The sequence below is a fragment of the Spirosoma endbachense genome (assembly GCF_010233585.1).
In the GTDB taxonomy this organism is placed as follows: Bacteria; Bacteroidota; Bacteroidia; order Cytophagales; family Spirosomataceae; genus Spirosoma; species Spirosoma endbachense.
In genome coordinates this window covers 1,834,695-1,859,319 of sequence record NZ_CP045997.1, presented here as the reverse complement: position 1 = coordinate 1,859,319, position 24,625 = coordinate 1,834,695, and the positions used below count along the sequence as shown (strand labels likewise).

The following is a 24,625-nucleotide window of genomic DNA, read 5'->3' as shown; positions in this document are numbered from 1 at the left end:
CAATGGGCTTGTGTTTTTAATAATCCGAATAGCCTACAGAAAGGGGCAATTGATTCAGTGCCTGGGTAAGTTGCTCAGCATTTGGCGCCACACCGTGCCACTTGTAGCTGCCAACCATATAATCTACACCGAAGCCCATTTCTGTATGCATCAGAATCAGCGTTGGCACATCTGGGTCTTCCTGGGCTTTTTTCAGAGTCTTGATAACATCAGCCATGTCGTTACCCTGCATTTCGTCAACATGCCAGCCAAATGCTCTGTATTTAGCACCAAGGTCGCGGTTGTTGTTAACGTAATCAGTTTTACCGTCAATCTGAGCGTGGTTGAAGTCGATGACGGCAGTCAGATTACCTAATTTCTTATTGGGAGCAAACTGGGCCGCTTCCCAGACCTGGCCTTCCTGCTGCTCACCGTCGCCCATCAGCACATATACATGATTTGTATCGCCGTTGAGCTTTTTAGAATAAGCCGCGCCAGATGCTACCGACAAACCCTGCCCTAATGAACCCGAAGCAATGCGAATACCTGGCAGGTGCTCGGCAGTGGTGGGGTGCCCCTGTAAGCGACTGTTCAGCTTTCGGAACGTTGACAGTTCATCCAGAGAAAAATAACCGGCGCGCGCTAATACCGAGTAAAAAACCGGCGAAATATGTCCATTTGAGAGGAAGAATAGGTCTTCATCGCGGCCATCCATGTCGAAAATAGGTGTACCGTCGGCCTCCTTTTTCAACTTCATGATGTCAAAATAGAGCGCAACCAAAAAGTCAGTACAGCCCAGTGATCCACCGGGGTGACCAGAGTTAACGGCCGCAACCATGCGGACGATGTCGCGCCGAACGGCGGTTGCGATGTGTTCGAGTTGTTCGAGTTCCATGTAGTAATGGCGCGGACGCCCACGTCCGCATCAGGATTTATGGCAAAAGTACAGACGTGGGCATCTGCACCAGGTTATTTTAAAATTTGTTCGGCGTGGTTTTTCGTATCCACTTTGCCAATAATATCGGTAATAATACCATTTTCGTCAATCAGAAACGTAGTCCGGACAGTACCCATATAGGTGCGGCCATACATGGATTTTTCCTTCCATACGTCATACGCTTCAACAATGTGCTGGTCGGTATCGGCCACGAGCGTAAATGGCAGATCGTATTTGCTGGCAAATTTCTGGTGCGAGTTGACGTCATCTACACTGATGCCTAAAACTTCGTAGCCAGCCGCTTTCAGGCGATCATAATTGTCCCGGAGGCTACACGCCTGCGCAGTACAGCCAGGCGTATCGTCTTTGGGGTAAAAATAAATAACGACTTTTTTGCCCCGATAATCTGACAGTTTAATGGGCTGACCAGTTTGATCAGTGCTTGTAAAGTCGGGGGCCGGATCACCAATGTTCAGGCTCATTCAGATTTATGGTTTATGGTATAGGCTATTCGGGATTTGTTACTTGCTGATACTTCTGTTCAGTAGACCAAAATCCATCTATCGAAAATCGTTTTATCGCCGTCGTCGTCGTTTGGGCGTGGCTTTTCGTTTGGGTCGGGGCACTTCAATGGTTGTACTGTCTGAACCGATGTTGCCAGAGCGATCCTTTACTTGTATAAGCACTTCATCACCGGCCTCAAACGGTTCGTCCGGATTAAGCCTGTCCGACCACAACAATGCCCGTTTATAGTCGTACTGCATCAACACCCATTCACCATTAATCAATGCCCGGAAATCAGCAATACCTGACAGATCATCCCGAATCCGGGCTGTGATTCCAGTTGGCGTGGCTGACAAAATTTCGACCGCTGGCGGATTGGAATCGGTCATCAGCTGAAACCGACCCAGCGAACGAGTTTTGAATTCGATCCGGCCTTTATTCCACGTTCCGCCCAGAAAACTTTCGCGACCTCCACTCGTCCAATAAGCTTTCGTACGCATCGTGTCGACTGCAATCGGATAATTCGGGGTATATTGAATAGTCAGATAATCGTTGAGCGGAATAGTCGGCTGGTTGATTTCCAGACCACCTCCTGGCATTGGTCGCATCGCCAGATGCAATGTGTCAAATAGCGTTTTAGCCCCAAATTCCAGCCGGGTATTGCCATCGACGATAACTTCTTTGCGTCCGGGTATAATGCGTTTTTTGAAATTTGTTCGCACTACGCCCCGGCCAAATTGTATGGAGTCTGGCAATGACTGGCGCAAATCTATAAGATAAACTGCTTGGTTGTTGCGCACATAACTAACTGGCTGCTCAGTTACCGTACGCCCACTGTGTAATTTGGCTAACGGCGGATTGCCTGCGGCTATGTTCCTGACTGTTATTTTCAGTACATTCTCGTCGGTTGTAATGGTTGCAGCAGACTCACCATTTGCCTGATCAGGTGTATAGGTAGCGGGCGAAACTGTCAACGAGTCTGTTCGGGGTGGGTTTGTTGTTGGTAATTCCGGTAGAATCGTGAATGTTAATTGGGCTGCATGATCGAAAGCATCATAAAGCGTTAACGTTACCTCATGGGGTTGTCCGTCCAATAAGGGCAAGCGGCCCCGATAAGCTGCATTGCTTTGTAACTTATACAAATTCAGAATGTTGCCATCAGCAATGTAGCCCCGATGGTATCGCTGGCCACTCATTTGTTCCACTTCGTAGTTCTCGTGGATATTCATGAACCGCGTGTATTCATTCGGGAAGCTGTTCATGTTGTAGGCAAATACCTCACGCCCATCGAGCCGGATTTCGAGGCAACTGATTCCGTTCCGATAAGGCGACCCATTGGATTTGTCGTACCCCAGTACTTCTAGCCCAAGCAACCCCGATGCTGTGATGGGCTGCGAAAGCGTGTAAGTGCCATCAGCACGACGAACGGGCGCAAAGCTAATGCGCTGGTATTCGCCGTTAATGCGCGAAGTGGCAGTCATTGTTTTCAACGCGATCCGCTCGAAATAAGGAGGTACATCGTCCTTAAGTTCCGGGAAACCGTAGAGCAGTGGATTGATGAGATTATCCCTGGCGTCACGTACTTCGAAGTGTAGATGAGGCCCGCCAGACCCACCAGTATTACCTGATGCCGCAATAATATCTCCTTGCTTGACCGGAAATTGTCCCGGTTCGGGCCGCAAATCGATCTCGAACGTTTTCTTTTCGTACTGCTGTTCGCGGAGGTAAGTGCCAAGGGTATCCTTGAGGGCTTTGAGATGGCCATAAACCGTTGTCAGGCCATTCGGATGTTTGATGAACACCACATTGCCATAGCCGCCTGTAAAGACGGCAATGCGCGCTATGTAGCCATCGGCGGCAGCATGAACGTCTAACCCTTCGCGACCACCCGTTCGAATATCCAGCCCGGCATGGAAGTGATTCGCCCGCAAATCGCCTAAACCACCCGACAGCGAATTAGCGGCTCCCGGCATAATCGGAAACATAAAATAACCTGCCGGTGCAACGGGTGGCTCACCCAGGCGATTGGCAGGGGCAGTCGCCTGCTGTGGCGTCTTTGATGAGTCCGGACCGGTCTGACCAAAGGCCATTCCAGCCGTAATCAGCGCTGCCAGAAAACTATAAGTTTGTACTCGTTTCAAATCAAAAATATCGAAGACTTTTGCCTTTCTTTCGCTCCACCGAAACCGGATTGCCGTCGTTGTGAAAGACGCCGGTTCGGGTGTTGCTGATGGCAAAAAGTCGCTTATTTTACATCAACCTCCAGCATTTTCCGATCTTCGATGTAGGCCGTTAGTCGATCACCAATCTGTACCGGGCCAACGCCTTTGGGCGTTCCTGTGAAAATAACATCACCTTGCTGCAGTAAAAAATACTGCGATACGAACGAGATCAGGTAATCGATCTTGAAGAGCATCAGGCTCGTGTTGCCCAACTGCCGGGTTTCTCCGTTTATGTCCAGTCTGAAGTTCAGATTTTGTAAATCCGGGAAATTGGTCTTCGGAACGAACGGAGAAATAGGAGCAGAGCCATTGAATCCTTTGGCTAATTCCCAGGGTAGTCCTTTTGCCTTTAATCGGCTCTGTACGTCTCGGGCTGTGAAGTCAATACCAATACCGATTTCGTCGTAATACTTGTGCGCGAACTTCTCTTCGATATTTTTGCCAACCCGATTGATTTTTACCAGAATCTCAACCTCGTAATGAACGTCCTGCGAGAAGCTGGGATAAAAGAACGGTTCATTTTTGAGGGGAATAGCCGTTTCAGGTTTCAAAAAGATGACCGGATCGTCGGGCTGTTCGTTGTTTAATTCTTTAATATGTTCGGCGTAGTTGCGGCCAACGGCAATAATTTTCATAGTAGAACACGGATATCAGCCCGAGTTTGTGTGGATATGACACAAAAGTGCCTATCCGGGTTTTATTAAACTATTCTGAAAGCTACAAATCTAAGGACTAAACAGGGGTAGACCGCACCCATCGGTAAATATTTGAACAAATCTGATCCGTTCCGGGTCATATAACGTCAGAAGACCATTCAGAACAAAAACGCAAAAAGATGAAAAAAGTCATAATAATGATGTTCGCACTAGCTTTCGCTTTTACGGCTTGCGAGAAAGTGCCTTTAACCGGACGAAAGCAACTCATATTGGTGCCAAACAATGACATGCTTACCATGAGCTTTACACAATATAAACAGTTTCTGGATACAAGTAAGGTGGTTAGCAGTAGTGGCGATGCAGCAATGGTAAGCCGGGTCGGTGATCGGATTCGGGGAGCTGTAGAAAAGTACATGAACGAAAATGGCTACGCCAAACGGCTGGAGGGGTTCAAATGGGAATACCATCTGGTGCAAAGCAATCAGGTCAATGCCTGGTGTATGCCCGGCGGAAAGATCGTTGTGTATTCCGGTATTTTGCCCTATACGCAGAACGAAGCTGGATTAGCCACTGTACTTGGTCATGAAGTATCGCACGCCATTGCCGAGCATGGTAACGAGCGGATGAGCGAGGGCCTCGTTGCAAACGGGTTGTTGCAGGCTGGTCAGGCCGCAACGGGTATTGCAACATCGGCCCGAAGTGCTCAGACCCAGGCAATATTTCAACAGGCTTTCGGCGTGGTAGGACCGCTTGCTTATCAGTATGGAGTAGGATTACCCCACAGTCGCAAACAGGAATCGGAGGCCGATCATCTTGGCCTGATTTTTATGGCAATGGCTGGTTATGATCCTGCCGAAGCGATTACATTCTGGCAACGGATGGCTAAAGCGAGTGGGGGAAAAGCGCCCGCCGAGTTTATGTCAGATCACCCATCCGATCAACGCCGGATTGCTGATCTGCAAAAACTACTTCCTGATGCCCAAAAATATTATAATGGGTCCCGGCGGAATAGCTAATGTGTTAACGAAATAGAAAAAGCCGGGACCTCGTCCCGGCTTTTTCTATTGTTCTAAATTCGACAGAGCCTGTTGTCGAAGCTATTAAAGTGCTTCAACGACCTGCCGAACTTTTTCAGCCGCTTCTTTCAGTAATACGGCCGATTGTACTTTAAGCCCTGATTCGTCAATGATCTTGGCTCCTTCTTCTGCGTTGGTTCCCTGGAGCCGCACGATAATTGGTACCGGAATATCACCGATAGCTTTGTAGGCTTCAACGACACCCGTTGCCACGCGGTCGCAACGAACAATACCACCAAAGATGTTGATCAGAATAGCTTTAACATTCGGGTCTTTCAGAATAATCCGGAAACCTGCTTCAACCGTTTTGGCATTCGCTCCACCCCCAACATCAAGGAAGTTGGCAGGCTCGCCACCCGAAAGTTTAATGATATCCATCGTGGCCATAGCCAGACCAGCGCCATTGACCATACAACCTACATTACCGTCGAGTTTAACGTAGTTGAGGTCGCTGGCAGACGCTTCTACTTCCAGCGGATCTTCTTCGGCCAGATCACGCATCGATTTCAGGTCGGGATGCCGATAGAGCGCATTGTCGTCCAGATTTACTTTCGCGTCAACGGCCAGAATCTTGTTATCCGACGTTTTAAGAACCGGATTGATCTCGAACATGGAGGCATCCGTATCAACGTACGCTTTGTAGAGCGCCGTCACGAATTTCACCATTTCTTTGAAGGCTTCACCTTCCAGCCCTAATCCGAATGCAACTTTACGAGCCTGGAAGGGCTGCAAGCCTACAGATGGGTCGATCCACTCTTTTACGATTTTTTCGGGTGTTTTTTCCGCAACTTCTTCAATGTCCATGCCACCTTCGGTGCTGGCCATAATGACATTGCAGGCTTTCGTACGGTCGAGCAGGATGCTGATATACATCTCTTTCGGTTCCGTTGCGCCGGGATAGAAAACGTCCTGAGCTACGAGTACTTTGTTGACTTTTTTGCCTTCTGGACCAGTCTGGTGCGTTACAAGCACATTACCGATGAGGTTTTTGGCAATGTCGCGAACTTCGTCAGCCGATTTAGCCAGGGCTACACCACGCTGTTCAGTACCGACAATTTTGCCCTTGCCGCGGCCACCAGCGTGAATCTGCGATTTTACGACAACGAATTTTGAGCCGGACTGCGCCATAATCTGTTTGGCGGCTTCAACGGCCTTCTCGGGCGACTCAGCCACGATGCCTTCCTGAATCCGGACACCGTACTTTTTCAGAATTTCTTTACCCTGATACTCGTGTATATTCATGGCAACTGCAACAAGGAGAATTGGAAATCGTATTTTTGTGCGGCAAGTTAGCAGGAAATGAAGAATGAAGAATGATGAGCGATGAATAATTACTCCTGATTCTTCATTCTTCGTTCTTCACTCTTCATTTTTTACTCTGAATGCAGTCTCTTCTTAAGACCTCTAATATCCGTCGGAACTATGGCAATCTGCCGGTTCTGAAAGGAATCGACGTAAGCATTGAACCAGGCGAAATCGTATCGATTGTGGGTGCATCCGGTGCTGGTAAAACAACATTGCTCCAGATTCTTGGCACCCTGGATCGACCGGATGCCGGTGAGCTACATATCGCTGGGCAAAACGTATTTTCATTAAGCGATCGGCAATTAGCTCAGTTCCGGAATGAGCGAATTGGGTTTGTATTTCAGTTCAATAACCTGTTGCCTGAGTTTACAGCACTTGAAAATGTATGCTTACCGGGCTTTATTTCTGGAAAAGAGGAGGGGGCTGTTCGACAGCGGGCTACTGAATTATTAGAGAAGCTTGGCTTGCGCGACCGGGCAACTCATTTTCCTTCGCAGATGTCGGGAGGTGAACAACAGCGGGTCGCTGTGGCGCGGGCGCTGATTAATCAACCGGCCATTGTATTCGCTGACGAACCTAGCGGAAATCTCGATTCACGTAATGCTGAAGACCTGCACCAGCTTTTCTTTCAGCTTCGTGATGATTTCGGGCAGACGTTTGTCATTGTCACTCATAATGAACACCTGGCAGACCTTGCCGACCGAAAACTGGTAATTCGGGATGGGGTCGTGTTTGTCTAATTCTCATTGTGTCATTTCGACTGATCTAATTACGTTAACGACAATAGGCCTTTGGCCTAGACAAGTAACGATGGTGTTTTTGTTGTTAATGTCGCTAAATGATAAATAATTATTTATTAATGATGCTGACCCTGGCTTCCAAACTAGCTCATTTGCTGTTCCGTAGGTTATCCGTTAAGCTTAGGCCAAACTGTTCGAAACGGGCATTATAGATGGAATAGAAACGTACTGAACTACTGATAAACCAATCCTGACTTACCTTATAAAGCGCCAAATTAAGCCAGTAATGACGGTGTATTGAAAGCTGTTTTGCTGAAAAATTAGTATAAATAACGAAGTATTTATACTTAAAAAAAGACCGACTAATTAAGTTAAGTTATTGATTATTAGGGAAATAGGATTTGGTTGAAAAATTATTTTATAAAAAAGAATGAATCTTTTTTATTTTTGTTTTATAATTGTGTCGAAAAGAAAAGTTTTTCATAACGTTGAGTAAATCAGAAAGCCAAGAGAGTGTCTCGCTTGGCTTTTTTGTTTATATACCAGTAACATACCTATAGATTAGATTTGGGGATACATAAACCGATTAGATTTCAGGTTTTTATCGGATCAGACTCCCATTAGAAAACTAGATAGATTGACAAAAAAGAAGCGACTCTGATCAATCGATCAGAGTCGCTTCTTTTTACTAAGGGAATCAAGCGATATTACATCATGCCGCCCATGCCGCCACCGCCGTGCATACCTGCACCGCCACCGGCAGGAGCTTCTTCTGGCTCGTCAGCAATAACGCATTCCGTTGTCAGCAACAGACCTGCAATTGACGCTGCGTTTTCCAGAGCAAGACGGGTTACTTTTTTCGGATCGATGATTCCCGCTGCGAACAGATCTTCGAACGTATCGTTCTTCGCGTTGTAACCGAAGCCACCCTGGCCATCTTTCACTTTGTTTACGATCACTGAACCTTCGCCACCGGCATTGGCAACAATCGTACGTAAAGGTGATTCGAGGGCTACCCGGATGATATTGATACCCGTTTTTTCGTCTTCGTTGATTGGTTTGATAGCGTCAAGTGACGAGATCGCACGGATCAGGGCAATACCGCCACCCGTTACGATACCTTCTTCAACGGCTGCACGGGTTGCATGCAACGCATCGTCAACGCGATCTTTCTTTTCTTTCATTTCTACTTCGGTAGCAGCACCGATGTAGAGGATAGCCACACCACCCGACAGTTTGGCCAGACGCTCCTGCAATTTCTCGCGGTCGTAATCTGATGTCGTGTTTTCAATTTGGGCTTTGATTTGATTCACACGACCGGCGATATCTTCTTTCTGACCGACACCGTTCACGATGGTCGTGTTGTCTTTGTCAATAAGAATTTTTTCAGCCTGACCTAAGTAATCGATCGTTGCGTTTTCGAGTTTGAAACCGCGTTCTTCGCTGATAACCTGGCCACCCGTCAGGATAGCAATGTCTTCCAGCATAGCCTTACGGCGATCGCCAAAGCCTGGAGCTTTCACGGCGGCAACTTTCAAGGCACCCCGGATTTTGTTGACAACCAGTGTAGCCAGCGCTTCACCATCAACATCTTCAGCGATGATCAGCAACGGCCGGCCGGTTTGAGCAACTTGCTCCAGAACTGGCAGCAGTTCTTTCATCGACGATACTTTCTTCTCAGAGATCAGGATGAACGGACGATCCAGTTCAGCTTCCATTTTCTCCGTATTCGTCACGAAGTAAGGGGACAGGTAACCACGGTCGAACTGCATACCTTCTACGGTTTTTACTTCCGTTTCTGTTCCGCGAGCTTCTTCTACCGTAATAACGCCTTCTTTACCGACTTTTTTCATGGCCTCAGCGATCATTTTACCGATCTCTTCGTCATGGTTAGCCGAAATGGTAGCTACTTGTTCGATTTTACCGAAATCGTCACCAACTGTCTGCGCCTGTTCGGTCAGATTAGCAACAACGGCTAATACCGCCTTTTCGATGCCACGCTTCAGGTCCATTGGGTTAGCACCCGCTGCTACGTTCTTGGCACCGATCGAGTAGATCGCTTGGGCTAAAACAGTGGCAGTTGTTGTACCGTCACCTGCTGAATCAGCAGTTTTCGAAGCTACTTCTTTCACCAGCTGAGCACCCATGTTTTCCATGGCATCTTTCAGCTCAATTTCTTTGGCAACCGTTACACCATCTTTGGTGATAACAGGCGAGCCGAATTTTTTATCCAGAATAACGTTCCGGCCTTTAGGACCGAGGGTAACTTTAACCGCGTCGGCCAGGGTATCAACACCCTTTTTAATACGTTCACGGGCTTCGGTATCGAAGAAAATTTTCTTAGCCATTTTTTTGAAAATGTAGAATGTAAAATGAAAAATGGACAATGTGCAATGCAGAAGCGTTCACTTCATTGTGCATTGTACATTATTCATTGATTTACAGGATTGCGAAAATGTCCGATTCGCGCATGATGAGGTACTCTTTGCCATCAACGGTGATTTCTGTACCAGCATATTTGCCATACAGTACCGTATCGCCCACCTGAACCGTTAGGGGTTCATCTTTCTTGCCCGCACCAACGGCTACGACTGTTCCGCGCTGGGGTTTTTCCTTTGCCGTATCAGGAATAATGATCCCGAACGAGGTTTTTTCTTCGGCCGGAGCTGCTTCTACCAGCACCCGGTCAGCCAGCGGTTTCACGTTCACTTTAACGCTTTCCGTTTCTGCTACCATGATAATGAGTTGATTAAGGTTATTAACTAGTTGTGCAATGCATTACACGTCGTTCACCGACTGCCAATTTTTGTGCCAACCCGATAGACTGTCAAATTTTCAGGCTTAAGACTGACAGACTGCCATTTACTGGTTTCTTTACAATTCCTTCTCATAAAACACGATTCAGGCAAACAGAATTTGGTTTTTTGCTACCTATTCGCTATTTTGAGCAACCAATAAGCTGACTAAAGTGCGTTAGTAAGTCTATGAAAAAATTACAGTCTGACTGGTTTACGCAAAATTGGCTTGATGCCGAGTACCAGAAATATGTCTTGATGGCATACTTACAAGCTGTCCGGCAAAACTTCACTGAAAACAAACTTTACCCCGATTTACCCGATTTACGGAATCATTACGAGGCTGGTGTTCGCTTTTCGAGGGGCAAAGGTACGTTAAATGCTGCGTTTCCCAAGCGTGCAGAAAGAGTTACTGGCCCACCACCCCGAATCGAGTATAAATCTGAGGTAACGGACGACGAATTTATGGCTGAATTAGATACAATTATGAATTTTGCTCTGCCACGATTTCAGTCTATGCTGACAGAAGGGCAGCAGCGATGGGCAGATATCGCCAGTTCAGTAACGCTTGCTCCGGTTGGCCTGTTACCATTGCGACCCGAAGAAGGCTATTTGCTGATTCAGGCAAAGAGCCAGGCCGAAACACAGGTCTATTACTTTTGCCTGACACTGTATTCGGAACAGGAGCCTGGTGGGCGATTAGTTCGGTTGCAGTTTGTAGAGGCTGTCCGTAAAAGTTTTGTGAATACCGTTGAGAATATTAAACTTGACCTGATTCGTCGGCATCGACATATGCCTAATCCGGCAACGTTCATGTTAGAAAGTCAGGATGCTTATCCCGTTGAAGAGACCCTCTTACCCATTGCGCAACAACTACTTGTAAAAGCAGTAGCTTAAGAATACAGGCTGTTTCGGCGCAGAGTAATCGATATCAGGCATCAAAAAAAGGCTCCGGTTCGAACCGGAGCCTTTTTTTGATGCCTGATGGACTTTAGCCTATTTCTGGGGTGTCAGGGCTGAGGTTGATGCGCCTGGGGTTGCCGCTCCCGGAACAGCCTGGCTTGGGGCTGCACCAGCCGCAGGTGTTGGCGCAGCCGCACCCGGTAGGGTTTGCGTTTGTGCGCGATCTACGTTAATACTATTAACACCAGAAACCTGATTGCGGTCGATCAGGATGTAAGAAACCAGCGATAAGACCATTACGCCGATGCCAAGACCCCAGGTAATTTGTTCCAGCAGGTCGGTTGTTTTCTTGACACCCATAAGTTGATTGGACCCTAGTCCGCCAAATTCGCCGGCTAGTCCACCGCCCTTAGAGTTTTGAATGAGCACAATCAAAATCAACAAGACGGTGAGAATGCACGTGATGACAATAGTTACCGTTACCATGAATTTTAGTTATCACCGGTACGCCGGTGCGTTTATCAGTAAAGAGTTATTTCAGTAAAGCTGAGTGGTTTCAAGATTCGCTCGATTCGCTGGCCGCACTCGATAATTCACTGATTTTTGCCGCAAAGTACGCTTTTTTCTCTGGATTTTTCACCATCAGCTTCTCGTAGACTTCGCGAGCCTTTTCAATCTTACCCTGTTTGGTCAGAATTTTAGCTAAACTCTCGGTCACCAGATTACCACCAACGGCTTTATTTCGCTTGGTCAGGTCTTCCTGCTCGGTTGGCTCACCAAGTTTCGTACGTACGGGCGAAATGCGGGGTTCTTTCTTGATAAAGTCCTCGATAAGGTCAAACTGACGCTTACGTTCAATATCAGCCGGAGAGAGAGTCGGCTCTGGTGGTGTCGTTTCTGCAATCTGGGCAAGTTCATTTTGCAGATTCGTTTCGGCCAGCGTTGGGTCTTCAGGTGTTGGTATGGTTTCCTTATGCTCTAACCGCGTTGGTTCGGGCAGTCGTATCAACGGCAATTTTGGAAAGCCATTGCTTAAACCAGCCTTCGATTTGAACAGGGCATAACTCTCGTGCTGATAGTCATCAGGAATGGGAACATGCTTGGCTGATAACTCATTAAGTTTCGTTAAGAGGTTTTCAGACCATTGAAACTCATTATCAATCAACTTACGCAATGCGTTTCGGCTGAGGGCATGAGCAGCTGCCTGTCTAATGAACGGAACTGTCTGCCCTTTGAGGTGGACAGAAGCGGCCTTGGCCGTCAGTGTATGCAAGGCCTGGCAGTAAGGGTAAGCTTGCAGGCTTTCCTGCAATTGTACAAAGTCAGTTGAACTTAGATCATCCGGATGGGTGACCCAGTACGAAAATGTTTCTTTATCGAGCGCCAGCATGGGTTGGGGTGTCGCAATTCTGTTGGCCGAAGGTACTGATGAATGGTGAATTATAAACCAGGAATTGTAAATTATGAATGAGTAAAATTTTACGGCTTTTATTCTTCATAACTCCTCATTTATAATTTTTGATGCCCATCAATGCTTACCAGTCGGCAGCCGTCTTATTGAAAATATCTAATACGATCTGATCCAGAATTTTGGGCACAAGGCGGCTTTCATTCTGGCTAAGTGTTTGGTTCTGAGGAAAATCCTGGTAAAATGAAAAAGACTGCTCGAAATTTTTACTCTCATCTTTATTATTATAAAAACGAGCTAGTACGGTGATTTGCAGTCGGTTAACGCCTGCCTGGTCCTGCGCTGTTGGGGCAACGGCCAGTAGGTCATACCCGGTGATATTGCCCTCAAGTACCATGTCTCCGTTATTGGGGACAACCTTCAGACTGGTGTATCGTTGATAATATTCTTTCAGTTTTTCATTGAATGTCAGCGGCAGGTTGGCTGGTCCGCCCGCCGTTGCAAGCACGAAATTATTGACCGTTACACTCTTAATGTCTGGCGACAAAGTCGTACCCGTAAAGGAATATACCCCGCAAGACTCAATAATCAAGGAACAGGCAAGAATCAATAAGGCGGCAGGTAGTGAGTCACTTTGCCGCCATCCATTATTGAGCATCCATTTAACATGATTCATGAAAAGCCTATTCTTCATCAATTTCATACTGCTTAATTTTCCGGTATAACGTCCGTTCGGAGATACCAAGTGCCTGAGCTGCGTATTTACGCTTATTGTTATTTCTCCGTAAAGCCTTGAGAATCATTTCTTTCTCCTGGCGTTCAAGTGAAAGCGAATCATCTTCTTCGGTTTCGTGGGTTACATCCTCCACCGTTACGTCGTTGATGTCCTGATCGACATCATCGAAAATCTGTACGGGCGGATGACTACCATATGTTTCGGAAGGTGGCGGAGTTTCGGAGCGCCCTGAACCATTAATGGCTGGGAGAAAGCGGGTTACATTGGTATCGCCCTGCGGATAATGATCACTGTCAGGTTGAATCGAATCGAAGAGATCTTTATGATTGTTCAGGATCTGTCGGCCATCCTGTTCGTTACCTAACACATCGCGAACCAGTTTTTTGAGGTCGTTCACATCCCGACGCATATCGAATAGAACCTTGTAAAGCAGCTCGCGCTCCGAAAAATTTTCGCCATTGGCACTCCCGTGCGATTGGGAAAATAGGGCCAGCGTTCGGTTAGTAGGCTGTTGTTGGGGCAGGTATTTGGCCAGCGTGTCGGCTTCAATGGGCTTGTTCTGCTCCGATTCGAGAATAGACACCTGCTCGGCAATGTTCTTTAACTGGCGAATATTACCCGGAAATGGATAACTCATCAGTAATTGTCTGGCCGTTTCCGTCAATTGAAGCGGTTTGATCCGGTAACGCTCGGCAAAATCAGTTGTGAACTTACGAAACAGGAGTTCGATATCGGTGCCGCGCTCGCGTAGGGGCGGAACGTAAATTGGAACCGTATTGAGCCGGTAGTACAGATCTTCCCGAAATTTACCTTTGTCGACGGCGTCCATCAGATTCACGTTTGTTGCCGCTACAACGCGCACATCGGTTTTCTGGGTTTTAGAGGAACCTACCCGGATAAATTCCCCATTTTCCAGCACCCGTAGCAAACGTGCCTGGGTGCCAAGTGGCATTTCGCCAATCTCATCCAGAAAAATAGTCCCACCATTCGTTGTCTCAAAATAGCCCTTGCGCGAATCGACAGCCCCGGTAAATGAGCCTTTTTCGTGACCAAACAACTCCGAATCAATCGTACCTTCTGGAATAGCCCCGCAGTTGATGGCAATAAATTGGCCATGTTTTCGGGCACTCAGGCTATGGATAATTTTAGAAAACGATTCCTTGCCACTACCACTTTCGCCGGTAATGAGTACAGTGAGGTCAGTAGCGGAAACCTGCATAGCTACGTTGATGGCGTAGTTAAGAGCAGGCGCATTACCGATTATACCGAAGCGTTGTTTAACGCTCTGAATTTCTTGATTGTTCATAAAAAAAGTTTTCAGTTTTCAGTGGGCTTCCTCATCGGGGCAGGCACTGAAAACTTACACTACTTCACCCCGTAGCGTAGCCGATGTGCATTCGGTTACCAGCACATTGACATACTGGCCTTTCTGAAAGTCTCCTTTTGGAAAAACGACCATTTTGTTCTGGTCATTACGGCCGCAAAGGAAATCGTCGGAGCGTTTGGATGTTCCCTCGATTAAAACCCGCTGTACCTGCCCGATATGGCGCTGATTGCGTTCCGCAGAATGTTCCAGTTGCCGGGCTATGATTTCATTCAGTCGCCGTTTTTTTATGTCTTCCGGAATGTCATCGGCGTATTTTTTAGCAGCCAGGGTACCCGGCCGTTCCGAATAGGCGAACATGTAGGCGTAATCGTAATGAACATAGTCCATCAAGGACAGGGATTCCTGATGTTCTTCTTCCGTTTCAGTACAGAAGCCCGAAATCATATCGGTCGAGATGCCGCAATCTTCACCCAGAATCTCGCGGATACGGTCAATTTTTCCAATGTACCAGGGGCGGTCATAGGTACGGTTCATCAGCTTCAGTACCCGGCTGTTACCACTCTGGGCTGGCAGGTGAATGTATTTGCAGATGTTGTCGAACTTCGCCATGGTGTGTAGCACGTCATCCGTAATGTCTTTGGGATGCGACGTTGAAAAACGCACACGCAGGTCCGGATGAATGCGAGCCACCCTTTCGAGGAGGTTGGCAAAGGTAACAACCGGCTCAGGGTTAGGAACAGAATTCGCAACGTCGGGCTGTCCCTGCTCAGTGCTTTCTGTTCCCTGCCATTTGTAGCTATCCACATTTTGGCCCAGCAAGGTCACTTCACGGTACCCTTTGTCGAAAAGGTCCTGCGCTTCACGAACGATGCTATAGGGGTCGCGGCTGCGTTCGCGACCGCGTGTGAACGGTACGACGCAGAAACTGCACATGTTGTCGCAGCCCCGCATGATGGAAACGAACGCAGTAACGCCATTGGAGTTTAGTCGAATGGGTGCAATATCGGCGTAGGTTTCTTCGCGGGAAAGAAAAACGTTAACTGCTTTCTGGCCCGATTCAGCTTCCTCAACCAGTTTCGGAATATCGCGGTAGGCATCGGGCCCAGCCACAATATCAACGACTTTCTCTTCTTCCAAGAGTTTGGTTTTCAGGCGTTCAGCCATGCAGCCAAGCATACCAACCAGCAGTTCGGGTTTCTGACGCTTGAGCCCCGTTAGGTGTTTGAGCCGATTCCGGACTTTTTGTTCGGCATTTTCCCGAATAGCACAGGTATTCAGAAAAATAACATCGGCATCTTCGGCGGAAGAAGTTGTAGCAAAACCTGCATTCCGCATAACAGCCGCCACAATCTCGCTATCGGCGAAGTTCATCTGGCAGCCGTAGCTTTCGATATACAGGCGTTTTTTGCCTACCGCCAATTCTTCTTCTGAAGTACGGGGCAGGTCAATTGCTTCCTTATCGGCAGGTTGTAATATCGTTAATTCAGGAATGAGCGTCATAATCGTCAATGAATCAAGGTATTGATAAGCCAGTCCTTACCAGAACAGGCTACTGGATTCGATCAGGCTTATCAACTGGAACACAAAATTACGAAGAATGGCACAAAGATGCTGTCATTTTGGCAGGATTCGGGCGTTAAATTCTCTTAAACCGGTATAGATGGTCATTAGAAGGGATAACCAATCCCAAAATTGATGACCAGCGGATTGGGGCCACTGGAGAGTTGTTTGAGCGAGAACTTAGGCAGGATGAACCGTTCGTCTACAAATTTCCCTTCACTTTCCTTGAAATACTGCCTGGCCGGGTCCCAGACTTTGATACCACCGTCTAAACGAATGACAAAAAACGAAAAATCAAACCGGATTCCGACGCCGGTTCCGACGGCAATTTGGGGAAAAAATGTATCGAGCCTGAAGTTTTCACCATTTCGTTTGGGAATATCGCGGAGCGTCCAGACATTACCCGCATCGATAAAAAAAGCGCCGTTTATATCGGCCAGCAAATGGAATAAACGACCACGCAATTCAACGGAACCTTCAATAATCATATCACCGGGCTTCTCAAACGTATACAGAAACTGCTCCGGATAATCTGGATTCAGGCCGGGTGCGTTTGGATTCGTCGAGGAGCGTTGTGGCCACTCCGAGCCAGGCCCCAACCGACGCGGAAGCCAGGCTCGTATGCTGTTGCTACCCCCCGCAAAAAACAATTTTTCATAGGGCGCCGTACGGTTCGACCCATAGCCATAGACCAGACCCGTATTGATCCGAAAGGCCAGGCTCGTGTGGATATTTAATGGGATGTAACGCCGGTAGTCGACATTGAACCGCAGGTATTTGTAATACTGGAGACCAGTCGAATCCGTTGTATTGAAAAACTTGCGCAGTTGGGTATCCGGAAAGAAGTTCAACGTAGTTCCTCCCGATTCAACTACCGCACGAAAGAAGCTAGCTCGTCGATTCTGGCCAGTCGTATTGGTATTATAGGTATAACCAAAACTGATGCCTGATGCAAACGATCGACGGAAACCGAGATAGATCGTACTACCCTGTTCAATCAATGAATCAAGTTGTTTTTGAAACGTAGTACTGATCTCTGAGTCAGTTCCGTTCCCCGCATTGATCAGGTTTATGTCTGCAATGTAAAAGTTAAATTGTGTTGTGGGTGAACTCTGCCAGTTGTAAGCAGTAGTAGCCCTCAGGGTAGAACGGCGGTAATCGGGTCGAATCGTGTTGGAGAAGCCTAAACTGATCTGTGTACGAGGGTTATACGGGGTAAATCTAAACCGTAATCGGCTAGGAAATAGGATCTGCGGAAACGTAAACGAACTGGACACCCCTAGTTCCTGAGCGGAGTAGACGCTTTTTGCTTTCGTTTCCGTGGCAAAACCCGTCTGGGCTTCAAATCCGTACCGAAGGCTGGTTTCAAAGGTTTCCAGGCCACCAAACAGATTGCGTACCCGAAACGTCAGGTTGCCGAACCCACCCGGATAGCTTTGACCCTGATAAAGAACGGTGAACCCACTTTCGGCTGTGGCTTCGTATTTGTCTAAGGGCGTGGCGGTTATGAGCGTTCGCAACCGTCGATTGGTGGTATCGATGAAGTTAAGATTGACGAATTTGAATTGATTGAGTAAAAACAGGGAACGCTGCGTCTCGCGGTAATTCGTCTGACTATAAAGGGCACCAGGACGAGTACGTATTTTACTGTCCAGAAGCCGGGAGGAGATATTTCGGCCTCCTAACAAATAAGTAATACCATTTCGCCTGACCGTATCCAGCCCGGTAGGAATGATGGCGGGCTGGAGTTCATCGGGACTGATCCGAACTTCAACATCGCCGATTCGGTAGATTGGGTGCTCGGATCGACCCGGTGGATTCAGAATCTGTAGGTACACATCAATAGGGCGGTGTAACGTATCGGCATCAGGAAGTCGCTCAACACCACGACGAGTGGTATCCAGATCGGTTACGGGAATATACTGCCGCGAGAAGGTGTAATACCCCTGATCGCGTAACAAGGATTCAATGCGGATTTTCTCGCCCGATATATTGTCGAGATCAAATCGCTCCCCTGCTTTAAGTTTCGATACGATGAGCGAATTGCGAATAAGAGAGTCGACGCGCGCATCGGCAATTTCGTACTTGATATTCCGTAGATAAAACCCGGCATTTTCGGTAATCTGGTAGTTTACCCGGATCTGGCGTCGGCGAAGGGTGTCGAGCTTATACGCTGTTCGGGCGTGGAAGAATCCCTTGTCCGACAGGTATTTCTGCATCTTTGCCGAATTCGTTTGCGCGTCGCCTTGGGTAAAGTAGGAAGGAGGTTCACCAAGATTACGCATGAGCCAGTTCCCCTCTTCGGCTTCCTGACGTAACTTTTTGGCCTGCTTACTAAATCGCCGGTTCAGTTTCTTCAACGCCTTGGGCTGATTGGCCAGTTGCTGACTTTGCTGTTCAAATTCGTTAGTTTTGGCCTCCAGCTCACGTAATACGGCATCGCGGTTATATTTGCGGAGACCAAGCTGATAAAACCAGAGTGGCGGTGTGATCGGTAAACCAAGTATCCGGCGATTGGGCTTTTGGGGAATCAGACTTTCGAGCTGTTCACTGGTGATTGTGCGATTGCCCTTCACCGTTTGAGCCGTAAGTATGTATTTATCGCCCTGTAATCGTTTGGAACTCAAACAACCAGACAAACTTAGAATTAATGTACAATGAATAATGAGTAGTGAATAATGAGTCAGGCGACGTTGGTGCCTTCTATTATTCAGTACCCATTCCGGAACGCCGGATCGTACATTATTCTTTATAAAAATCATGCTTTCCAGGAATCAGATCAAATATATTCAGTCACTGCATCAGAAAAAGTACCGTCAGCAGCATGGTGCCTTTTTGGTTGAAGGTGCCAAGAGTGTACAGGAAGTTTTTCAATCCGATTTTCAGATCGAAATGCTTGTGGCAACTGAAGCATTCTACAAAGAAAACACTCGGCTAACAGACCGCCAACGAACTCCTGTCGAAATCGCGTCTGTGGCCGACCTGGAGCGGATTGGTACGCTGGAGAGTAACAACGCGGCTCTGGCTGTTGTCAGAACGAAAGAAAACCTGCCGCTATTGGCTGGTCCTGACGAAATAGCCCTGATTTTAGATGATATCCGCGATCCTGGCAATCTGGGGACCATTCTCCGCATTGCAGACTGGTACGGTGTCCGGAAGATTTTGTGCTCCGAAACTACTGCCGATGTCTATAATCCCAAAGTAATTTCGGCTAGCAAAGGCTCATTTACGCGCGTAAACTGGTGGTATGGTGATGTCGCTCAGTTTTTAAGCCAGTTGGGCGATGGGGTTGCTGTTTATGGTGCTTTTCTAAACGGGGAAGATGTGCATACACTGCCCTTCGGAACGTCGGGCTATCTGGTTATGGGCAATGAATCGAATGGAATTGGACCGGCTGTAGAACCGTTTGTGATAAAACGTGTAACGATCCCAAGTTATGGAGGAGCAGAGTCGCTGAATGTTGGCATTGCTACAGCCGTGTTGCTGGATAACTGGCGCCGTACAGGTAATTTAACGTAATACAGCCTGATACTAGCAATTGTCCTAAAAAAAATGTATAATACCATTATAAAATGGTATTATTATGAAATGGGGCGCTAAATGGTTCGGCTGTTAAGTCTTCTTGTCTGTTTGATGTTCGCTACGGCAGTGTCGCCCAGGCCAGCTACTCCGGCTGATCAACCGGTTTTTCGCCAGTTTGTGGCCGATAAAAACCGGCTTCAACAGAATTTACAGCAGCTAATAGATCTAGTCGCAACAGATGCTCCAGCTGATTCGATCAGGGCCGCTTTTCGGCGAAGTCGCGAAGGATATAAGCGGGTTGAATGGCTGCTGGAATACTACCAGCCGTATATGGCGACACGCGTAAATGGTCCACCGGTGGTGGAGGTAGAAGAAGATGAACCGGGGCAACATACAACTCCGCCCACGGGTCTGCAAGTGATAGAGACCTATTTGTTTCCAGTTTCAGATCGTGCGCAAAAAACCACGCTGCTACGTGAGTTGACCGTGCTCCTTTCCTATGCAGTTCGATTGGAGCAAAGCATACCCGCCGACCGACTAACGGATGGTGATATTCTGGATGCCATGCGGCAGCAACTATTTCGGATAGTGGCCTTGGGTATTACGGGTTATGATGCGCCCGAATCCAGGAGCGGTCTAGCCGAAGCGGCCGTGTCGCTTAGTGCTCTTCACGACGCGTTCATACCCTATTCCAGACGGTTACCTGAAGCCACCGCTTCGGCATTGGAGCAACGATGGATAGCAGCGATTCGGTTGCTTCGTTCAGCAACCAGTTTTGATGAGTTTGATCGGGTGTCGTTTATTCGTGAACAAGTTTATCCACTTTGTCGGGCGTTAGGTGAGGCAAGGCAATCGCTTTCGATTCCAGTATCGGCCAGCGGTCGTTTCCTGTCACCTCTGATTGCGACGCTATCAGATTCGGGTGCATTTCGTCCCGATTACCTGACTACCTATAGTGAGTTTATTAGTTCACCCCGGAAAATTGCCTTAGGAAAAATCTTGTTTTTCGATCCCCTTCTGTCCGGGAACAATGCCCGAAGTTGTGCGTCATGTCATCGTCCTGAACGGGCATTTACCGATGGGCTGACAAAAAGCCGGGCTTTTGGCAGCCGGAAGCGGGTCGATCGTAACGCACCTACATTGCTTAATGCGGGTTTGCAAAAGGCTCAGTTTTATGATTCCAGAGCCCTTTATCTGGAAGATCAGGTCCATGATGTATTAAAAAATACGCACGAGATGCGCACTTCGCCCGAGGAGGTCATCCAAAAACTCTCGGCGAGTAAACAATATAGAACGTGGTTTAGCGACGCCTTTGGCGATGGTCTGACGGCCCGGAATGTTCGTAATTCACTGGCCTGTTATGTTCGTAGTCTGACGAGCCTTAACGCTCGCCCTGATCGTTATCTGAAAGGAGAAAACGTCCTGTTGTCGGCTGATGAGCAACTAGGTTTCAACTTATTTTTAGGGAAAGCGCGCTGTGCCACCTGTCATTTCTTCCCGATTTATAATGGATTCGTGCCACCCCATTACGAAAAAGTGGAAAGTGAGCTGATTGGTGTACCCCGTAGGCGAAAAATCCGAAAGGCAAAACTTGATCGCGATCCCGGGAAATTTAATGCGTACCAGAAAGAGCTGCAACGGTTTGCCTTTAAGACACCAACCGTACGCAATGTTGCGCTTACGGCCCCTTATATGCACAATGGCTCATATCGGACGCTGGCTCAGGTTGTTGATTTTTACAATCGGGGGGGAGGTAGGGGTATCGGCATCCAACTGGATGGCCAGACATTGCCCGGCACTCCGCTTGATCTGAATTTACAGGAGCAAAACGCATTGGTCACTTTTCTGAACGCTCTGACTGATACTACGGGATATACCCACCGCCCACGACAATTACCGGTGGTTGAAGGCCACCAGGCCTGGAACAGGCGCAAACCCGGTGGCCGATATTGACTACAGTACCCTAGGGTGTTGCCAGCCGAAGTTGAGCATTAGCACCGTATTGCAGTTTGATGCCAAGGTCAAGACCAATTCGAAGCGCATACCCGACAAAGCTGGCCGGAATGAGCACCAGGTGCTTTATTTGCAACACATCGGTACTGACTGGAACCCTATTCGCTGACCATACCGTTGGGTCATTCCAGTTGCCGGTTTTTAATGTAAACATTGACCCAGACCCACTGACCTGAATTTTAAATACGTCCTGCAGGCAGTTTTTACTATCCCGGACAACATAGGTTGCGCTGGTAGTGGGTGTAATCACTACCGAACGGGTCGATGCTGTGAAACCACCGTTGTTCGGATTGCTCCATTGATAATCACTGATGAACGATGCCGACAGTGTGGTAGACTGCCCATTGGTGATGGTCAGCGATTGGGTCAGGTCTACATCCTTCATGATTGTAAACTGGTCCGTAATCGTATAGGAGGAAGGTGATTTGTTCTCCAGGAATTTAGCATCCAGTCGATTGTCTTCTACTTCCATGAAAAACGAGCCGCCAATCAGCTTTTGCGTAGAAACCATCACCGGGTGGTTACCGAGTGAAGCATTATGTTCCAGTGCTCCTGCCGATCCTGATACGACATAAACCGTTCCCTGTTTTTTCTTCTCCGATGTGTTTTTATAAAGGCAGGAATTCGCCGACCCATCGTAACGCCCGGAGCTATTGTCTTCTGGATATCGGTAAGCAGATGGATTATTTGTGAAATCGCTCATGGGGCCGGTCTGATCATGAATCGGATACGATCGCTCATAGACATGACTATGCCCAAGCATGACCAGATCAACACCGAAGCGTTCGAGTATAGGATTAATTCGTTGCCGAACGGCAATGAGGTCCGATTCGGTTTCGGAATTGTGCGACCCCTGCGAATATGGGGGAAAATGCAGATAGACGATCTTCCATTTTTTGGTCGTGGCAGCCAGGTCCTGCTTTAACCAGATTGACTGAGGGTGATTGATCGTGTCTGAATAAAACCGGATGTCCATCCCATTTACATTTCGGGTTCCGTAGCCATCCAGCATCACAAAATGAATTGGGCCATAATCGAACGAATACCATTCTTCGGTACCGGAGGCTACGCCACCGGCCTCGGCATTGGTTGGCAAATTGAAAATCGAGAAATAAGGTATGTTATGATTGGCTGCCAGCGTTGTGTTGTTATTGTAATCATGGTTGCCGGTAATAGCATAAATCATTGAATTCTTTAATAGCGTAGTTACCTGATACGGTTCAAAAAAATTAGTCTGATATTGTGAATCGTCACCATCGTAGGAGTTATCGCCGGTGAGCATCAACAGGTCGGTGGGTGTTGAACCCCGAAACGACAGAAAACCATCCCGGACCTTCGTCTGGTTATTGTCGACTATATTATTCCCGCAATCGCCGAAGGTAGCAATACGGATTTTTCGTTTGGTTGTGCCGGGCGGAGCTGTCAGAAAATAGCTGTCGGCCGCACCCGGCACGACAAGCGTAGTGGTGCCGACGCTATAGAAATATTGAGTATCGGGCGTTAGACCCGTAAGCCTGATTTCATGTTCCGTCGAACTTGCCGTCTCGCTGGCAACCCCTGTTAGGCTTGTTGTCGATAGTCCATAGGTAACCTGCCCGATGATTGGTACATCGGTGCGCCACCGGATGGTTGCTGCTGTTTGAGTACCAAGCTGGAGGTAGGGACCGCGCGTAACCACGGGAGCACCCTGCACGCGCATTTCGAGGTTGAAAGTTATATCGGAACTGGTGAGCCCAATCTGATGAACCTCGACCGCAATGATGTTATCGCCATTCTGGAGTAGGGTAGTGCTAACGGGTTGCCAGGCAGACCAGACTTTCTCATTGGCTGCATCGATCGACGAAGATGCCGGAGTCGTAAAGGAAGCCGGACCGGAAGGCATGTTATTGTTGTTGCCGTTGACATCGCGTGGGAGTTCGGTGCCGTTAATGAAAATCACAATGCCGTCATCGCGCATAAATCGCAGCTCATAACCCGGATTGGCCGCCACGTTAGGAATGTTGACTTTTTTGCGAAAATAGGTGGTAATGAATTTATTGGTCGGGCTGGTTCCGAAACTGACGTAATTCGTATACGAGTTCGCATTAAACGGATTACTGCTGGCCGGATCGAACGTAGACGTGTTCGGATCGTCGCTTTCGCCATAACCCATACGCCCCCGGCTTACTGTACCTATGTTCGTTTGCTGCCAGTACGAATCATCGAACCCCAGTGCCCGCCAGGTGCTTCCCCGATCGATGCCATTATCGACGTATTTCCAGTTGCTGGTTGTTGTCGACGTGATCGGTAATGCCGTGGCCGCCAGCGTATTGGTGTTTGTTTCGGCAATAAGTTCGAGATCGAACGAAATATCGGAACTGGTGAGCCCAATCTGATGAATTTCGGCGGCTATCACATTATTGCCGGATTGGAGGGTTCCGTTAGGCAGGTAAAATTCATAAAAGGTATTGGGCGGATCTTCAACGTTAAGCGTCGACGAAGTTGTATTCGTGATCGTACCCGAAGGCATTCCATCCCGGCGAACTTCGACGCCATTCACATAAATAATAATACCATCATCGCGTTCGTAGCGAATTTTATAGCGGAAACGCGTTAGTACGGCGAAGTCATTGACGGTCTTTCGAAAATAGGTGGTGATGAATTTATTCGTAGAACTAGGGCCAAAACTGACTACTGTTGATTCGTCGCCGTCGCCATAGCCGAGTTCAGAAGCACCCGCTGACCAGGACGTAGGACTTGAGTCATCGTAGCCAAGGTCTTTCCAGGTGTAGGTTATTGGTCCGACAGTTTGGCTTGGTGGGGTTGACCCTTTGTCGGAATAGCGCCAGGTAGCTCCGGAAGCTACCAGTGTTGTGGAGGTTTGGGCCATTGCCGACTGCCAGACCAACACGAATAATCCCCAAACTATAGCAGTTTTCATTAGTTAGTAGTGACTATAAAGT

19 protein-coding genes are annotated in these 24,625 nt (G+C 47.9%); 5 read left to right on the top strand and 14 right to left on the bottom strand.

The features are described from left to right. Positions 1 to 16: 16 nt before the first annotated feature. The 4 genes from GJR95_RS07310 to GJR95_RS07295 all read right to left on the bottom strand — a co-directional run bounded on the left by GJR95_RS07310 (position 17) and on the right by GJR95_RS07295 (position 4,277). Positions 17 to 874, bottom strand: coding sequence for a transketolase (locus GJR95_RS07310; protein WP_162385249.1), 858 nt, complete (start codon positions 872 to 874; stop codon positions 17 to 19). Positions 875 to 948: 74 nt separating this feature from the next. After that, a complete protein-coding gene (bcp, locus tag GJR95_RS07305; RefSeq protein ID WP_162385248.1) occupies positions 949 to 1,398 on the bottom strand; it encodes a thioredoxin-dependent thiol peroxidase in 450 nt (149 codons plus the stop codon). A 93-nt stretch (positions 1,399 to 1,491) separates the two neighbouring features. Continuing rightward, positions 1,492 to 3,405, bottom strand: a complete 1,914-nt coding sequence (locus GJR95_RS07300; RefSeq protein ID WP_232541269.1) for a M23 family metallopeptidase — start codon at positions 3,403 to 3,405, stop codon at positions 1,492 to 1,494. A gap of 260 nt (positions 3,406 to 3,665) precedes the next feature. After that, the gene (locus GJR95_RS07295) at positions 3,666 to 4,277 is read right to left on the bottom strand and encodes a fumarylacetoacetate hydrolase family protein (RefSeq protein ID WP_162385247.1); all 612 of its coding nucleotides are present in this window, start codon (positions 4,275 to 4,277) and stop codon (positions 3,666 to 3,668) included. A 200-nt stretch (positions 4,278 to 4,477) separates the two neighbouring features. Between GJR95_RS07295 and GJR95_RS07290 the strand changes: the two genes are divergently transcribed. Next, positions 4,478 to 5,314 carry a M48 family metallopeptidase gene (locus GJR95_RS07290; RefSeq protein WP_162385246.1) on the top strand — a complete coding sequence of 279 codons (837 nt, stop codon included), beginning with the start codon at positions 4,478 to 4,480 and terminating at the stop codon, positions 5,312 to 5,314. 84 nt (positions 5,315 to 5,398) lie between these two features. Here GJR95_RS07290 and sucC read toward each other — a convergent pair whose 3' ends face one another. Beyond that, complete coding sequence (gene sucC, locus GJR95_RS07285; protein WP_162385245.1) at positions 5,399 to 6,616, bottom strand: ADP-forming succinate--CoA ligase subunit beta; 1,218 nt, start codon at positions 6,614 to 6,616, stop codon at positions 5,399 to 5,401. Between the two features lie 140 nt (positions 6,617 to 6,756). On the opposite strand from sucC, the gene GJR95_RS07280 reads away from it, so the two are divergent. Continuing rightward, entirely contained in the window at positions 6,757 to 7,419 is a 663-nt protein-coding gene (locus GJR95_RS07280) for an ABC transporter ATP-binding protein (protein WP_162385244.1), read from the top strand. 707 nt (positions 7,420 to 8,126) lie between these two features. Here GJR95_RS07280 and groL read toward each other — a convergent pair. Both groL and GJR95_RS07270 read right to left on the bottom strand, forming a co-directional pair. Then, complete coding sequence (gene groL / locus GJR95_RS07275; RefSeq protein WP_162385243.1) at positions 8,127 to 9,767, bottom strand: chaperonin GroEL; 1,641 nt, start codon at positions 9,765 to 9,767, stop codon at positions 8,127 to 8,129. A 91-nt stretch (positions 9,768 to 9,858) separates the two neighbouring features. Then, entirely contained in the window at positions 9,859 to 10,155 is a 297-nt protein-coding gene (locus GJR95_RS07270; protein WP_012925587.1) for a co-chaperone GroES, read from the bottom strand. A 248-nt stretch (positions 10,156 to 10,403) separates the two neighbouring features. Between GJR95_RS07270 and GJR95_RS07265 the strand changes: the two genes are divergently transcribed. Next, positions 10,404 to 11,111, top strand: coding sequence for a hypothetical protein (locus GJR95_RS07265; RefSeq protein ID WP_162385242.1), 708 nt, complete (start codon positions 10,404 to 10,406; stop codon positions 11,109 to 11,111). A gap of 99 nt (positions 11,112 to 11,210) precedes the next feature. On the opposite strand, the gene secG is transcribed toward GJR95_RS07265, so the two are convergent. From secG to tamL, 6 genes are all read right to left on the bottom strand, one after another. Further along, entirely contained in the window at positions 11,211 to 11,603 is a 393-nt protein-coding gene (gene secG, locus GJR95_RS07260; protein WP_162385241.1) for a preprotein translocase subunit SecG, read from the bottom strand. Between the two features lie 70 nt (positions 11,604 to 11,673). Beyond that, on the bottom strand, positions 11,674 to 12,507 hold the full coding sequence (locus GJR95_RS07255; RefSeq protein WP_162385240.1) for a hypothetical protein: 834 nt from the start codon (positions 12,505 to 12,507) through the stop codon (positions 11,674 to 11,676). Positions 12,508 to 12,652: 145 nt separating this feature from the next. Then, positions 12,653 to 13,201 (bottom strand): LPS assembly lipoprotein LptE, encoded by a 549-nt coding sequence (gene lptE, locus GJR95_RS07250; RefSeq protein WP_232541112.1) that lies wholly within the window; start codon positions 13,199 to 13,201, stop codon positions 12,653 to 12,655. A gap of 7 nt (positions 13,202 to 13,208) precedes the next feature. Continuing rightward, positions 13,209 to 14,567, bottom strand: coding sequence for a sigma-54 interaction domain-containing protein (locus GJR95_RS07245; protein ID WP_162385238.1), 1,359 nt, complete (start codon positions 14,565 to 14,567; stop codon positions 13,209 to 13,211). Positions 14,568 to 14,621: 54 nt separating this feature from the next. Then, a complete protein-coding gene (gene miaB / locus GJR95_RS07240; protein WP_162385237.1) occupies positions 14,622 to 16,088 on the bottom strand; it encodes a tRNA (N6-isopentenyl adenosine(37)-C2)-methylthiotransferase MiaB in 1,467 nt (488 codons plus the stop codon). Between the two features lie 167 nt (positions 16,089 to 16,255). Continuing rightward, a complete protein-coding gene (gene tamL / locus GJR95_RS07235) occupies positions 16,256 to 18,910 on the bottom strand; it encodes a translocation and assembly module lipoprotein TamL (RefSeq protein ID WP_162385236.1) in 2,655 nt (884 codons plus the stop codon). On the opposite strand from tamL, the gene GJR95_RS07230 reads away from it, so the two are divergent. Further along, the gene (locus tag GJR95_RS07230; protein WP_162385235.1) at positions 18,909 to 19,667 is read left to right on the top strand and encodes a TrmH family RNA methyltransferase; all 759 of its coding nucleotides are present in this window, start codon (positions 18,909 to 18,911) and stop codon (positions 19,665 to 19,667) included. The two genes, tamL and GJR95_RS07230, sit on opposite strands and share 2 nt — an antisense overlap. A 114-nt stretch (positions 19,668 to 19,781) precedes the next feature. After that, complete coding sequence (locus GJR95_RS07225) at positions 19,782 to 21,623, top strand: cytochrome-c peroxidase (protein ID WP_232541111.1); 1,842 nt, start codon at positions 19,782 to 19,784, stop codon at positions 21,621 to 21,623. A gap of 10 nt (positions 21,624 to 21,633) precedes the next feature. Here the strand turns inward: GJR95_RS07225 and GJR95_RS07220 are convergent, their stop codons facing one another. Then, positions 21,634 to 24,603 (bottom strand): purple acid phosphatase family protein, encoded by a 2,970-nt coding sequence (locus tag GJR95_RS07220; protein ID WP_162385233.1) that lies wholly within the window; start codon positions 24,601 to 24,603, stop codon positions 21,634 to 21,636. Between the last annotated feature and the right edge of the window lie 22 nt (positions 24,604 to 24,625).